The organism is Nocardia bovistercoris, from assembly GCF_015674855.1.
Taxonomy (GTDB): domain Bacteria; phylum Actinomycetota; class Actinomycetes; order Mycobacteriales; family Mycobacteriaceae; genus Nocardia; species Nocardia bovistercoris.
The window spans coordinates 1-14,747 of record NZ_JADMLG010000016.1 but is presented as its reverse complement, the minus strand read 5'-3'; the positions used below and the strand labels follow the sequence as shown (position 1 = coordinate 14,747).

Sequence of the window (14,747 nt, the reverse complement as noted above, 5' to 3'; positions counted from 1 at the left end):
TTCGAAATAAATGTGTGGTGAAATCACCGCCCGCGTGGACGAATACGCCCCCCGGCGGTCGGGGAATCGACTCAGACCGTGCCGATTCCGGTGAAGCCCTGGACCGTGTACACGGCGCAGGTCTTCAGCGCCGACGGTGCGCAATGTTCGCGAACGAACCCCCAGTTGCGTTCTTTCGCCTCGTCGGAGCGGGACAGCAGATACGTCTGTATCTGTTTCGGGAAACGGTCGGTGAAGAAACTCTTCGCGGGCAGCCATTCCACCCCGAATTTCGCCGCTTCCTCGCGCAGCACGTCCTCGGTCGCGATATTGGCGAAGCCGCTGCGCTGGTAGGGCAGGACGTGGTGCACGCGATGGGAGCTCAGGCCCGCCGACAGGAAGCAGTCGACGTATCGGTTGCCGACCACCTTCAGGTCGTATGCCTGTTCGAGCTGGTTGATGGCCCAGTCCTCGGTGTCGGTGTTGGCTTCCTCGGTCTCGAGTTCGAAGTCGTGGCTGGCGACCACGAGGAAGGTGCTGATCCACAGCGTGATCACGAATTGCAGTACCCAGGCGAGGAAGTCGCCCGCGAGCACGAACGCCACCAGTTCCGCGACCAGCAGGAAGCGCACGCCGAAGGAGCCGATGAAGTGCGGCAGCGCGCCGCCCCACGTCCCGTACATCTCCTTCACGCCGACCTTGCGGGTCAGCCTGCACACGTCGAGCAGGCGGATCGTCATGCCGGTGAGCGTGTGCCCGAACTTGTGGATGGTGTGGATCGGTATCCGGTAGAGCCGTGGGACCCGCATCATCATCGTGAAGACGTTCTTCTTGATGTCGACTTCGCTCTGCGTGTGCGGGTGGTGCAGCAGCGCGTGCCCGTCGGCGGTGACGAATGCCAATGCCACGTAGTTGAAGTCGAAGGCGTTGGTGTAGATCTTGTTCATGCCCTTCTGGGCGCGGTGGATCGCGTAGTGGCCGAAGCCCGCCAGCGAACTGCGCAGCAACACCATCGCGATCACGAAGACCGGCAGCGGCATCCACGACGGCATGCCGAGCCGAAGCCCCTGCACCGCGAAGTAGGCGACGGTGAGCACCGCGACCACGATGTTGAAGATCGTGTCCATGCGCTTGATCCGCGCGGCCAACGCCGGATCCTTCAGCCGGGCCTTCACTTTGTGCAGCAGGTCGGCCTTGTCGTCGAAGCGGTACTTCGGCGTGTCGCGCCAGCTGTCGAAACCCTCGTTGAACAGGAACTCCGGTGCGTTGTTCGTCGGGTGGATGTCCTCGGGCAGCGCGTCACGGCCGAGCGAGTAGCGCTCCAGCATCCGCTCGATACGCTCGGGATCCTTGTGGTAGGAGCCGATGATCGAGGTGATGTCGCGGTTCTTGGTCCGTCCGATGAAGAACTCCCCGCCGGGATGCTTGGAGATCCAGTCGCTGAGGTCGTAGGCTTTCCCGTTGTAAACCCACACATTTGAGATCGGAGGTGGACCCTCGGGCATCGGCGGGCGGCGGAATTCCTGTTCCTCCGTATCCGGGCGAGTGTTCGTCATCGTTTGTCCTTCGTTATTCGATCCGCGTTCCCAGAGCCGTATCGTTTCCGGACGGGAATTGATTTCAGGTATGCGTCGCGGACCGGCGGACGGTGCCACGACCTGTTGAGCTCGGGTTTTCCCCCGTGTCGGGCACTCCGCCTCTGTGGTCATGGACAGTATGGTGCGTCCTGCTCCTAACGTCCCACTAAACGTTCCCTTAACCCGATTCGCGGGCGCGCCGGGTTTACCCCTGATCTATGCGAGACGACCGGACACAGGGTATCGTCGGCGCCCGCAGCAGTTCCATACCGCGGTTCGGCCAAGGGTCGGCCATCGAGAACCCGGTCGGCGGAAGGCTTCTCCGCCACGGAAATGCCGCGAACCCCGCGTCAGCAACAGCTGTCGCTCCACCCGGTCGAACCGACCTTGCACTCTTCTGGGGGCAGATCATGAGTGACATGACAACACGCAACTCCACCTCGCACCGACCTCGGTTCGGTCGGCTCACGCCCATGCGATTCGGCACCGTCGCGATCGCGGCATCGCTGTTCGCCGCGATCGTCACCGGGTGCGGCTCGGATGATTCGAGCAACACCTCGACGGCCGCCACAGCAACCGGCCCGCTTCCCGACGCCGCGCAGATCGTGCAGGAGTCGGCTCGCACCACGCAGACCTTGCAGGCGGTGCACCTCGACCTCGCGGTCACCAACATCCCGAACCTTCCGGTCGAGACCGTGAAGGCCGATGTCACCAACCAGCCGCAGGGCGCGGGCGCCGCGCAGGGCGAGGCGAAGGTGCGCACCAAGGAGGACGCGCCGTTCGTCAAGGCCAAGTTCGTCGTGGTCGACAAGTCCATGTACGCGCAGCTCGAGGACGGCAAGTACGCCAACCTCGGCCCGTCGGAGAAGATCTACGATCCGGGCATCATCCTCGACAAGGACAAGGGCTTGGCCAACGTCATCGCCAAGGTGCAGAACCCCAAGGTCGAGGGTCGCGAGAGCGTCAACGGCACCGCGGTCGTCAAGGTCAGCGGCACCATCGACGCGTCGGTGATCGATCCCATCGTGCCGAGGGTCGGCGACGGCGGCGGCTCGTTCCCGATCACCCTCTACATCGCCGATGTTGCCCCGCCGACCGGTTCGGCCGCGGCGCAGCCCTCCAACGCTCCCTCCACCGGCGCGGGCCCGAACCTGGTGCGCGCGGTCGTGAAGAAGGGCGACGGCACCATCAACGTGACGCTGTCGGACTGGGCCAAGCCGGTCACGGTCACCAAGCCGCAGTAGTCATTCGGGTTTCGGCTCGGTAGGAACCGGCCGGACGTGCGCGATCCGCACGTCCGGCCGGTTTCGTCGTCTCGGGCCAGGTCAGCGGTTCGCGTCCGAAGGCGTCGCGCGCGAGGGAAGTTCCAGCGCGAGCCGTGCGCCGCCGAGCGGGCTGTCGGCGAAATACGCCCGCCCGCCGTGCAGTTGGGCCTGCTGCGCGACCAGCGCGAGCCCCAGTCCCGAACCGCCCTTGCCCGCCTGACTGCCGCGCACGAACCGCTCGAACACCGCCTCGCGTTCCTCGATCGGAATGCCGAGGCCGTCGTCGTCGACGGTGATCAGAATGCGGCCGTCGGGCATGCGGTGCGCGGCGACCACCGCGTGCGTGGCCCGACCGTGTTTGACCGAGTTGGCCAGCGCGTTGTCGACCGCGAGCCGCAGCCCGGCGGGCAGTCCTCGGGTGACCAGTTCGGCGTCGGTGTCGATGCGCACGGTGAGTCCGGGAAAGTGGCGCATGGCGTCGTGGGCGGCCTGGTCGCACAGGTCGCCGACATCGGTGTCGACGTGATCGCGCGCGTTCACGAGGTTCCCGGTGGCGAGCCGTTCCAGCGCGGCCAGCGTTGTCTCCACCCGGCCCTGGCTGCGTTGCAGGTCGGCGAGGATCTCGGTGCGCTGCGCCTCGTCGAGGTGCAGGGTGCGCAGCACCTCGAGGTCGGTGCGCATCGCGGTCAGCGGCGTGCGCAGTTCGTGCGCGGAGACGGCGGCGAAGTCGCGCGCGGTCTCCAGCGCGGCGGCGGTCTCGCCCTGGGCCTGGTCGACGCGCCGCAGCATGGTGTTGACGGCATCGGCCAATTTCTCGGCCTCGCGCACCCCCGAACCGTCCACCGGCGGTTGTGGATTCGCCGGATCGCCGAAGGCCGTTCGCGCGCCGACCTGACGGGTCAGATCCACGATCGGGCGCACCGCGCGACCGGCCAGCAACCATCCGAGCGCGGCGCTCGCGGCGATAGCCAGCAGTGCGCCGCCGAGTACCCAGCGCTGCTGGTCGGCGGTCGCCTCGGCGGCTCGAGCGGCCGGGATCCCGAGCGAGACGGTGCGCCCCTGCGGCTGGTTCTCGACGGTGGTGAGTATCCGGTAAGGCGTGCCGTTCACCTCGGCGGTATGCGAGCCGACGGGCATGTCGGGAAGTTCGGTGGGACTGGTCGCCACCACCGAGCCGTCGTCGCGCACGGTGACCGCGATCTGGTTGTTCAGTCCGGTGAGTCCGACCAGGCCGACCGCGATGACCGGCTGGATCAGTACGAGCCGCGACGCGAGCGCGAGTTGCTGATCGCTCTGCTGGAGGTTGTTGCGTTCGATCGCGCGAATACTGATCAGGCTGAGCAGGGTCACGATGATCACCGCACCCATCGCCGCCGCGCCCGCGACCCTGGTGCGCAGCGAGAACGTCCGGCGTTTACGCCGTTTCGGTGCGGTGGTCACGCGGATGTTCCGGCCGCATTCGTCGGTCCGTCGGATGTTCGGCGGCGCGCCGGGTGGCGCGCGTGACCGGTGCGCGCGCGGTCGATCGACCGCCCGCATCCCGCGGCGACTCCGAAACCGCGGCGGGTCAGCGAGAATGCGGCGGCCAGCGGTCCGGGACCGGTCATTTCGGCGTCCGCAGGACGAATCCGACGCCGCGGATGGTGTGTAGCAGGCGAGGGGTGTCACCGATCTCCAACTTGCGCCGCAGGTAGCCGACGAAGACGTCGACCACATTGGTGTCGGCGACGAAGTCGTAACCCCACACCAGCTCCAACAGACGCTCGCGGCTCAGCACCACCCCGACGTTGCGCGCCAACGTCGACAGCAGCTCGAATTCGCGTTTGGTGAGTTCGACCTCGTTGCCGTGCAGCAGCGCGCGATATCCCGCGATGTCGACCTCGAGCGGGCCGACGGTGATCGCGCCCGGTGTCGCGGGCGCCGCGGTGTCGGAGCGGCGGCGCAGCAGCGCGCGGATCCTGGCCACCAATTCGGCCAGCACGAAAGGTTTCACGAGGTAGTCGTCGGCGCCGGATTCGAGTCCCGAGATGCGGTCGTCCACCGACGCGCGGGCGCTCAGCACGCAGATCGGCACCTCGTTACCCATCGCGCGCAGCGCGGTGACCACGCCCGCGCCGTCGAGTACCGGCATGTTCATGTCGAGCACGATCGCGTCGGGCGCGCTCTCGGTGACGCTGCGCAACGCGGCGGCGCCGTCGCGCGCGACCCGCACCTCGAATCCGGACAGCCGCAGTCCGCGCTCGACCGAGGCGAGCACGTCGTCGTCGTCATCGACGACGAGAACCGTCGGGGTCGAATTGGTCACTTCGGGCACATTCGCCTCTTTCGACTCACTTCGCCGGTGGTTGCGCCGGACCGGTCGCGCACCGGCGCGCGACCGGAAGGCCGCGCGCCCGTGCATACGGTCAGTAGTTCTTGCAGGTGGCCGCGACCCGGTTGATCGCGTCCTGGAACTGGGCGGCGCGCGGATCGTTCTGCGCCTGCTGGGCGGCCTGCGGGTTCTCCTCGACCAACCGCTGGAACTGCGCCTTGCGCTGTTCGACCGGCTGGTCGAAGCCCGCCTGGAGCTGGGCCTTCTGACTCGGGTTGGCGTCGAGGGCCGCGGCCAGCTGCGGCGCTTCGACATGCAGTGCGGCGTCGACCTGAGCGAAGGTGCAGTCGCTGTTGAGCAGCGGCGCGGCGTAGGACGTCGGGTCCGCGGCCGCGATGGCCGGGCCGAGGAACATGACCGCGCTCGCGCCTGCGCCCGCCGCGAAGACCGCGACGGCGGTACGGCTGCGGAAACGCTTCATGGTGTGCCTCCCGTATGGGTGTCGGATGTATCACGAACGCCTTCGACGCTATTTCGAACCGCTGGCACGGGTGTGAGCCGATCCTGAGAGAACTCTGTGACCGTGATCCCGAGGTGATCAGGCCGGGTCGGCGTCGGGTGCGCCGATCGGGGCGATCGGGGTGCGGCCGGACAGGATCTGGTCGGCCAGCGCGACGAGCACCGCGGGATCCTCGATGGTCGACGGCATGTCGTAGTCGTCGCCCGCGGTGATCTGCCGGATGGACTTGCGCAGGATCTTCCCGGATCTGGTCTTGGGCAGCGCGGCGACCACGATCGCGTCGTGCAGAGTGGCGATCGCGCCGATCTGCTCGCGCACGCGGGTCGTCAACTCCGCGCGCAACCGGTCGCGTTCGATGTCGACACCCTCCTTGAGCACCACGTACGCGATCGGGCGCTGACCCTTGAGTTCGTCGGCGAGGCCGATCACCGCGCATTCGGCGACCGCGGCATGCCCGGCGATGGCGGCCTCGATACTGCCCGCCGACAGCCGGTGGCCCGCCATGTTGATCACGTCGTCGCTGCGGCCGAGGACGTAGAGGTAGCCGTCGTCGTCGAGATATCCGGAGTCGCCGGTCAGGTAGTGGCCGGGGAAGGCTTCCAGATAGGAGCGAAGGAAACGCGGCTCGTCGCGCCACAGCCCGGTGAGGGCGCCGGGGGGAAGCGGCAATCCGATGACGATATTGCCCTCGGTGCCCGGCGGCACCGGATTGCCCTCGGCGTCGAGCACTCGCAGCCGGTAGCCGGGCACCGGCACCGAGCTGGAACCGGGTTTGATCGGCAGTTGCTGGAGGCCGAGCGGGTCGGCGGCGATCGGCCAGCCGGTTTCGGTCTGCCACCAGTGGTCGACGACGGGGCAGTCGGGCCGATCGGCGAGCAGGGTGTCGACGGCCCATTCGTAGGTGGCCGGATCCAGTCGCTCGCCCGCGCAGAACAGGGCGCGCAGCGAACTCAGGTCGTGCGGGCGGGCGAGGCGGGCCTCGGGATCGGACTTGCGGATGGCGCGCAGCGCGGTGGGCGCGGTGAACAGCACGTGCACCGAATGTTCGGCGACCACCCGCCAGAACGCGCCCGCGTCTGGGGTGCCGACCGGCTTGCCCTCGTAGAGCACGGTGGTCGCGCCGACGAGCAGCGGAGCATAGACGATATAGGAGTGGCCGACCACCCAGCCGACATCGGAGGCCGCCCACATGACCTGACCGGGGCCGACGTCATAGATATTGCGCATCGACCAGGCCAGCGCGACGGCGTGACCGCCGTTGTCGCGCACCACGCCCTTGGGTTTCCCGGTGGTTCCCGAGGTGTAGAGGATGTAGAGCGGGTCGGTCGCCGCCACCGAGACCGGGTCGGCGGGTTCGACGTCTTGCACCGCCTCGTCCCAATCGAGCCAGCGCGCTGCGACGGTCCGATCCGAACTCGGCAGCGTGTCCGACGACTCCACAGCTTCCCGCGGCGCCTCGAAATCGATGGCCTGGAATCTTTTTCGTTGTTTGACGATCACGTTGCGCGGCGCGGTCGTGGTCGCGAGGTCGAGCGCCCGCAGCACGATCGGCGGATATTCGATGCGGCGCGTTGGTTCGATGCCGCCCGACGCGGTCACGATGAGCACGGGCTCGGCGTCGTCGATGCGCGCGGCGAGTTCCGGGGCGGCGAATCCGCCGAAGACCACCGAATGCACCGCGCCGATGCGCGCGCAGGCCAGCATGGCGATCGCGGCCTCGGGAATCATCGGCAGGTAGATGATCACGCGGTCGCCCGCGCGCACCCCTAGTCGCAGCATCGCGCCCGCGAACTCGGCGACCTCGCGCAGCAGTTCGGCGTAGGTGTAGGTGCGGCTGCCCTCGCTCACCGCGGAGTCGTAGATCAGCGCGGGCTGGTCGGCGCGTTCGGGCAGGTGTCGGTCGAGTGCGTTGACGCAGGTGTTGAGGCGGGCGTCGGGAAACCACCGAGGTACCGGGCGGGCGGCGGCGTCGACGACCTGGGTGGGCGGACGATCCCAATCGATGGCCTCGGCGGCGTGAGTCCAGAACTCGGCGGGGTCGACCAAGCTGGTCTGATAGACCGGTCGGTACTCGTGCTGCCCGTTCACACCGTGACTCCCTAGCCTCGCCGGATGCCCGCCTCGATAGATCTGCATGATTGTGGCAGACTTCACGCGACGCCCGGCAGGGTGCCACGACCCGAGGTTATCCCCGATAAAGGGACGTCAAGGGTTGTTGCCTTACCGGATGTCACCCAAGCTGTTATTGATCCGTTAGAATCTGATGTCACTTATTTGGGCCGTCGTAGACGCAATTTCTCGGCCAGCCGCAGTTCTCGGCCAAGTCCGTCTGGCGAGCCGGCATGCGATTGTCGAGGTTCGCTGATGGCGCGGGTCGAGGCCAGTTTGGAAAGTGAGTGGGAGATGCGTGACGCCGCTAGGTCCGGCAAGAAGCGCTGGGCGCTCGGCAATTGGGACCTCCGCTGGAAGGTTACGGCGGTTCTCGCCGTGCCGCTGGCGGTCGCGGTTGGACTCGGCGTGTCGAGGATCACCGCCGAATTCTCCAACGCGCAGCGACTCGCGGAGGTGTCCGGAAACATCGAGGCCATCCCCGCCGTCACCGGCCTGAGCGCCGCGACGGCAGCCGTGGCGGGCGCGCAGCTGGTCTCGCTCAACGGGCAGACCGTGGTCGCCGACAAGGACCTCACCGAACTCGACGCCGCCATCGCGAAGGCCGAGGGCGCCACCGCGCTGCTCGCGAGCGCGCCGAATTCGCGCTCTTCCCTGGAAAGCATGATCACCGAGGCCAAGGCGGTGCGCGCGGTGGGCAAGGCACCGACCGTCGCCGCCGACTCGCTGGCCACCATCGACCGCGTCCGCAACTTCAGCGTGCGCATCGTGGAGACCACGGTCTCCCAGGTGAACGACCAGACGGTGGACACCGCCAAACTGCGACTGGTCGACTCGCTCAACACGCGCGCCACCCTCGTCGGCGAACTGGCCACCTTCAGCGAGGTGCTGCAACGCAAGCCCGACGGCCTACAGAACTTCCTCACCTCGACCAACACCGAGCGCACCCTGCTCAACGTGCTCTCGCACCGCTTCCCCGACGGCGACGCCGCCATCGCCGACCTGTACGCGGGCGTCGACACCCGCGTGGCGTTGATGACCAGCCCGGAGGCGATCGCGGGCCGCATTCCGCTCGGTGAGGCGAAGACCTCGCTGCAAACCAGCGTCGCGGTCTACGAACGGGTGGTCGGCAAGGCAACCAAGGACATCGAGGCGGCGATGGACACGCTGTCCTCGAACGCTAAGACCGACGCGTGGACCTACACCGCGGTCGTCATCGCCACCATCCTCGCCGCGCTGCTGCTCGCGGTCTTCGTCGCGCGCTCGATGATCGTGCCGCTGCACCGCCTGCGGCTCGCGGCCCTGCGTGTCGCCGAGAGCGACCTGCCGCACGAGGTCGCCCAACTGCGCAACGGCGCCTCGCCCGAGGACGTGCCGCTGGAGCCGATGCCGGTGCGAAGCACCGAGGAGATCGGGCAGCTGGCCCGCGCCGTCGACGACATCCACGGTCAGGCGCTGCGCCTGGCCAGCGACCAGGCGCAGATGCGTTCACAGGTCAACGACATGTTCGAGACCTTGGCGCGGCGCTCGAAGTCGCTGGTCGACCATCAGCTCAGTCTCATCGAGGCGATGGAGTACGACGAGAAGGACCCGCGCCTGCTGGAGAACCTGTTCCGGCTCGACCACCTCGCCGCCCGCATGCGCCGCAACGGTGACAACCTGCTGATCCTCGCGGGCACCAAACAGCGCCGTGCGAAGTCCGCGCCGGTCGAGATCGCCGACGTGCTGCGCGCCGCCATCTCCGAGGTCGAGGACTACGAGCGCGTCAAGCTCGGCGCCACCCCGCGCGGCTCGCTCAAGGAACCCGCGGCCTCCGACCTCGCGCACCTGTTCGCCGAACTCCTCGACAACGCGCTGCGCGCCTCGCCGCCGGAAACGGATGTGAAGTTCACCTTCGCGCAGGCGCACGACCAGGGTCTGCTGATCGAGGTCGCCGACCGAGGCATCGGCATGCCGCCCACCGAGATGTCCGACATCAACCGCAGGCTGGAACAGACCGCCGAACCCGGACCCGACACCGCGCGCCACATGGGCCTTTTCGTGGTCGGCAGACTCGCCGAACGGCACGGTCTCAGCGTGCGACTGCGGCCGACCTTCGACACCGCGCGCGATCCGGGCGTCACCGTCACCGTGCACGTCCCGGTCGGGTTGATCGTCGCCGGTCAGGCCATCGTCGCGCCGCAGACCAGCGCGCCGCAGGCGGTGCAGCCGAATCCGCAGAACCCGCAGCCGTCGACCCCGCAGCGCCAAGCCGCGACCACCTCGTCGTCGATGCAGACCCGCGCGGTCACCCGCACGCCGGGCGGCAACATGATGGTCACCGTCGACCCCGGCGTGAGCGGGCCGATCCCGATCAGCAAGCCCGCTTCGGGGCCGACCCCCGCCGCGGCGGGCGGTCTGCCGCAACGGCAGCCGGGATCGACCATGTCGACCGGTACGCGCCAGGATCAGGTCCAGTCGAGCCCGACTCTGCGTCCCGCGCCCGGGCAGCAGCACAGCGCTCCCCAGCGCGGCAAGCTCGCGGCCGCCAACCTGCCCAAGCGCAATATCGCCCCGGGCGGGCCGCCCCGGCCGCCCGGCGGGCCGAGCGTGATCGGGCCCGCGCCGTCCAGTGGCGGCTTGCCGCCGCGCGACTCCGGTGACCTGCCGCAGCGTCAGGCCGGTGCGAACGGCGCGCCGCCCGTGGTGGGTGGACTGCCGCAGCGCACGCCCGGCGCCAACGGCGCGCCGCAGCGCGATGGTCTCGGCGGACCACAACGTGATGCCGCGGGCGGGCCGCCGCGTGATGGCATAGGTGCGCCGCCGCGTGATAGCGCCCCGACCGGCCTGCATCGTGACGGCGTGCCCCCGAGTGGTGCGCCACGTGACGGCGCGCCGAGCGGATTGCCGCAGCGGCAGCCGGGTGCGCAGATTCCCAGCGGTCTGTCCCAGCGTGAGCCGGGTGCGGCGGCGTCCGGGCGTGAGCCGAGCGTGGGCGGTCTGCCCACTCGTGAGCCGGGTGCCAGCGGCATTCCCGGTGGTCTCCCGCAGCGTGAGCCGGGCGGCTTGCCGCAGCGCGAATCGGGTGGACTGCCGCAGCGTGAGCCCGGTGGATTGCCCAAGCGTGAGCCGGGTGGACTTCCGCCGCGTGAATCGGGCGGACTCGCGCCGCGCGAATCGGGCGGTCTGCCGCAGCGTGAGCCCGGCGGGTTGCCGCCGCGTGAAGCAGGTGGGCTTCCCCAGCGTGAATCGGGTGGATTGCCCGCGCGTGAGCCGGGTGGGCTTCCGCAGCGTGATCCCGGCGGCCTGCCGCAGCGTCAGCCCGCCGCCGAGCAGCCGCGTGATGGTGCGCCCGGTGTGTTGCCGTCGCGGGAACCGCTCGCGGGCGGCCTGCCACAGCGCAGGCCGGGCGCCGCGAACGGCGTCCCGTCGCGGGAACCGAGCGCGGGCGGCATCCCGCCGCGCGACGGCGCCCCCATCGGCCTCCCGCAGCGCGAACCGCGGGTCGAGGGCCTGCCGCAGCGGCAGCCGAGTCCGCGCGACGCGGATTCCGGCGCACTGCCGGTGGCCGACGCCCTCTCGGGCCCGCTGCCCACTCGCGAACCCGGCGGCGTACCGCCCCGTGAACCGGGCGTGCCGCCCCGCGACTCCGGCGCCGCGTCCGGTCCGATCGGACTGCCGCAGCGTGAGCCGGGAGCCGCGCCTGGCCGCGGTGGTCTTCCGCAGCGTGATCCCGGCGCCACCGGCGGCCTGCCGCAGCGCGCGCCGGGACTGCCCGCACGCGAACCGGGCGGCGTCCCGCAGCGCAGGCCCGCCGCCGAGCAGCCGCGTACCGGCGCACCCAACGGCCTGCCAACCCGTGAACCGCTCGCGGGCGGCCTGCCGCGACGGCAGTCGGGACCCGGTGGTTTGCCGCAGCGCGAGCCGGGCGCGACGAACCTGCCGCGCGAGGTCGCGCCACCCGGAGTCGCACTGCCGCAACGGGAAGCGCTGACAGACAACGCACTCGGCGACGACGCGGCCCGCGACCCAGGCAAGCACAGCCTCCGGTCCAACACCGCGAAGACCGCGTCGTTCTTCCAGACCCGGTTGCAGCCCGCGGAAGAGTCCGGGTCGACAATGGACAGTCCGATCTTCGCCGAGATGATGTCGGCGTGGCTCTCGGATCCGAATCCGGATCGGTCGCAGGTCGCGGCTGCGTTCGATGCGCCCGGTGACGAAGGCTGGCAGGCCGCGCGTCGGGCGAGCGAGGCGCAAGCCGAAACCAAGACCGCCGCCGGGTTGCCACAACGCAGTCCGGGCGTAAGGCTTGTGCCCGGCGCCGTCAGTGGCAACACCGGCAAGCAGTTGCGTCGAGATCCGGAATCCATCAGGTCAAGCTTGAGTCGTCACCAGCAGGGCGTCCGGGATGGCCGCGCAGTGAAAGCACCGAACCTAACCGGAGATAAAGGAGACCGATGAACCCCGATCTAGGTGGTACGAATCGTCAGCTGGATTGGCTGGTTTCGAACTTCGCCAACGAGGTTCCTGGCGTAGCTCATGCCGTCCTGGTTTCGGCTGACGGACTACTCATGGCCGCGAGCGCACAGCTGCCCGTCGACCGCGCCGAACAGCTCTCGGCTGTCACGGCGGGTCTGGCGAGCCTGTCGGTCGGTGTATCCAACCTCTTCGAAGGCGGCACCGTCCTACAGTCGGTCGTGGAGATGGAACACGGCTATCTGCTGCTGATGGCGGTCGGTGACGGCTCCTATCTCGCTGTGCTGACCAACACGTCCTGCGACATCGGACAGGTCGGCTACGAGATGGCGTTGTTGGTCGAGCGTGTTGGCCAGACGGTGCAGGCCACTCCACGCGTCACGATGGGTTCCTGATGGTGGGATGGACATAGAAGATCACCGCATGGGGAGCGCCGAGCCGAGCCTCGTCCGGCCGTACTCACTGACAGCGGGTCGCACCAGACCCGCTGTCGAGTTGGCGCTCGAGGCCCTCGTCGCATCGCATCCGGTCGCCCTGGAGCGGCAGTTCGAACTGACCAACATCGAGACGTCAATCGTGGAGTTGTGCAGAGAATCGCCGTCTGTCGCCGAAGTAGCGGCGCGCCTGGGAATCCCGATAGGTGTCGCGCGGGTACTCGTGGCCGACCTGATCGAAGCCGGGCATGTGCGCGTTTCGGCGACTTTGAAAGACGATTCCAGCGACGATGAACGTCGCGAGCTGATCGAAAGGGTTCTCAGTGGACTCCGGCGTATTTGATTCGACGGCGCAGGTCGATACCCGCACCAGTAAGCCGACCTCGGCGAAGATCGTGGTCGCGGGTGGCTTCGGTGTCGGCAAGACCACGATGGTCGGTGCCGTCTCGGAGATCGTTCCGCTGCGTACCGAGGCATTGGTGACCAATGCGAGCACCGGCATCGACAACCTGACCGGCATCCCGATGAAGTCGACCACCACGGTGGCCATGGACTTCGGCAGGATCAGCCTGGCCGACGACCTGGTGCTGTACCTGTTCGGCACACCCGGCCAGTACCGCTTCTGGTTCATGTGGGACGACCTGATCCGCGGCGCCATCGGCGCGGTGGTGCTCGTCGACACCCGCAGACTCGAGGACAGCTTCGCGGCCGTCGACTACTTCGAGGCGCGCAACCTGCCTTTCCTGGTGGCGCTCAACGAGTTCGACGACGCGCCTCGGTACCCGATCGAGGACATCAGGCAGGCGCTCGCCGTGCCCGCCGACGTCCCGATCCTGTCCATCGACGCCAGGCGACGCGAACCCGCCAAGCAGGCGCTGGTTTCGCTGACCGAATACGCCCTGCGCAAGGTGATGCAGGGCTACTGACGCTTTCGACCCCGGCGCGGCGATTCTCCTCGCCGCCGCCGGGTTCGGGGGATCGCCGTTCGCCGCGCGTGGCGTGCCGCCGCGCCCGCCGTTCGCCGAGTCCGGTCTTCGTCGTGCCCGCCCGTTCGACCACCCGCCCCGTTCAACCGCGCCCGATATGCTCGCGCGATGCGAATCTCGGCGCGTGAACTACTCGGGCAGTTGCTCGACGCCCACTCGTTCGTCAGCTGGGATCACCCCCCGTTGCCGATCGACGCCTCCGCCCGCTACCGCGAGGACCTCCGCAAAGCCGAGGTATCCGCGGGCACCGACGAATCGGTGCTGACCGGCGAAGGCCTGCTGCGCGGCCGCAGAGTAGCCGTGATCGCCTGCGAATTCGGCTTCCTGGCCGGTTCCATCGGCGTGGCCGCCGCCGAACGCATAGTCACCGCCGTAGAACGCGCCACCGAATCCGGCCTACCCCTCATCGCGTCCCCCACCTCGGGCGGTACCAGAATGCAAGAGGGCACAGTCGCTTTCGTACAGATGGTCAAAATCGCAGGCGCGGTAGCCGAACACAAATCGGCAGGCAACCCATACCTGGTATACCTACGCAACCCCACCATGGGCGGCGTCTTCGCCTCCTGGGGCTCCTTGGGCCACATAACCTTCGCCGAACCAGGCGCCCTAATAGGCTTCCTCGGCCCCCGAGTCTACAAAGCCCTCTACAAATCGGACTTCCCCGAAGGCGTACAAACCGCCGAAAACCTCTACCACAAGGGCGTAATAGACGGCGTACTCCCGATCCCGGTCTTCCGCCGAATAGCCCACCGAGCCCTGAGCATCTTCACCGGCACCCCCCTCCCCGACACAACCCCCCACCGCCCCAATCCCCAACCCCCGGCACAACCGAAACGCATCCCGGAACCCCCGAACCCGGCCCCCCTCACCCCCCACCACCGCCCCACCACGACCACCCCGAACAGCGACCTTCCCACCCATCCAGTCCCGCCGATGCCACCCCCACCAAGCGACACCCCCCGAGCCACCACCCACGGCATCCCCCAAACCCGCAACATCCCCACCCCACCCAGCCCTGTCGGGAGCGAGCCCGACGAGCGCCGGTTCGCGGCCGTCTCGCGTCCCAGCGGTCGAGACGATGCGACGCAGGAGCAAGTATCGACCGCTGGGA

The 14,747-nt window shown here is 68.5% G+C and carries 11 protein-coding genes; 6 read left to right on the top strand and 5 right to left on the bottom strand.

Translation table 11 applies throughout. The features are described 5' to 3' along the window. Positions 1–71: 71 nt before the first annotated feature. Positions 72–1,535 carry a fatty acid desaturase gene (locus tag IT779_RS30080; protein WP_196152848.1) on the bottom strand — a complete coding sequence of 488 codons (1,464 nt, stop codon included), beginning with the start codon at positions 1,533–1,535 and terminating at the stop codon, positions 72–74. A gap of 431 nt (positions 1,536–1,966) precedes the next feature. On the opposite strand from IT779_RS30080, the gene IT779_RS30075 reads away from it, so the two are divergent. Further along, positions 1,967–2,800 carry an LppX_LprAFG lipoprotein gene (locus tag IT779_RS30075; RefSeq protein WP_196152847.1) on the top strand — a complete coding sequence of 278 codons (834 nt, stop codon included), beginning with the start codon at positions 1,967–1,969 and terminating at the stop codon, positions 2,798–2,800. A gap of 81 nt (positions 2,801–2,881) precedes the next feature. Here IT779_RS30075 and IT779_RS30070 read toward each other — a convergent pair whose 3' ends face one another. From IT779_RS30070 to IT779_RS30055, 4 genes are all read right to left on the bottom strand, one after another. Next, a complete protein-coding gene (locus IT779_RS30070) occupies positions 2,882–4,189 on the bottom strand; it encodes a sensor histidine kinase (protein WP_232542262.1) in 1,308 nt (435 codons plus the stop codon). A 235-nt stretch (positions 4,190–4,424) separates the two neighbouring features. Beyond that, positions 4,425–5,126 carry a response regulator transcription factor gene (locus tag IT779_RS30065; protein WP_408637808.1) on the bottom strand — a complete coding sequence of 234 codons (702 nt, stop codon included), beginning with the start codon at positions 5,124–5,126 and terminating at the stop codon, positions 4,425–4,427. A 100-nt stretch (positions 5,127–5,226) separates the two neighbouring features. Next, a complete protein-coding gene (locus IT779_RS30060) occupies positions 5,227–5,613 on the bottom strand; it encodes a hemophore-related protein (RefSeq protein WP_196152844.1) in 387 nt (128 codons plus the stop codon). Positions 5,614–5,730: 117 nt separating this feature from the next. Further along, positions 5,731–7,788: an AMP-binding protein gene (locus IT779_RS30055; protein ID WP_196152843.1), complete on the bottom strand. Its 2,058-nt coding sequence runs from the start codon at positions 7,786–7,788 to the stop codon at positions 5,731–5,733. 228 nt (positions 7,789–8,016) lie between these two features. Between IT779_RS30055 and IT779_RS30050 the strand changes: the two genes are divergently transcribed. From IT779_RS30050 to IT779_RS30030, 5 genes are all read left to right on the top strand, one after another. Beyond that, entirely contained in the window at positions 8,017–12,201 is a 4,185-nt protein-coding gene (locus tag IT779_RS30050; RefSeq protein ID WP_232542252.1) for a sensor histidine kinase, read from the top strand. Further along, positions 12,198–12,611 carry a roadblock/LC7 domain-containing protein gene (locus tag IT779_RS30045; protein ID WP_011207200.1) on the top strand — a complete coding sequence of 138 codons (414 nt, stop codon included), beginning with the start codon at positions 12,198–12,200 and terminating at the stop codon, positions 12,609–12,611. The genes IT779_RS30050 and IT779_RS30045 overlap by 4 nt, the downstream gene beginning before the upstream one ends. Before the next feature lie 7 nt (positions 12,612–12,618). Next, positions 12,619–12,993 carry a DUF742 domain-containing protein gene (locus IT779_RS30040; protein WP_054816467.1) on the top strand — a complete coding sequence of 125 codons (375 nt, stop codon included), beginning with the start codon at positions 12,619–12,621 and terminating at the stop codon, positions 12,991–12,993. Further along, positions 12,974–13,576 (top strand): GTP-binding protein, encoded by a 603-nt coding sequence (locus IT779_RS30035; protein ID WP_196152842.1) that lies wholly within the window; start codon positions 12,974–12,976, stop codon positions 13,574–13,576. The genes IT779_RS30040 and IT779_RS30035 overlap by 20 nt, the downstream gene beginning before the upstream one ends. A gap of 168 nt (positions 13,577–13,744) precedes the next feature. Further along, the coding region (locus IT779_RS30030; protein ID WP_269781673.1) for an acetyl-CoA carboxylase carboxyltransferase subunit beta at positions 13,745–14,747 on the top strand (1,003 nt) is incomplete at its 3' end.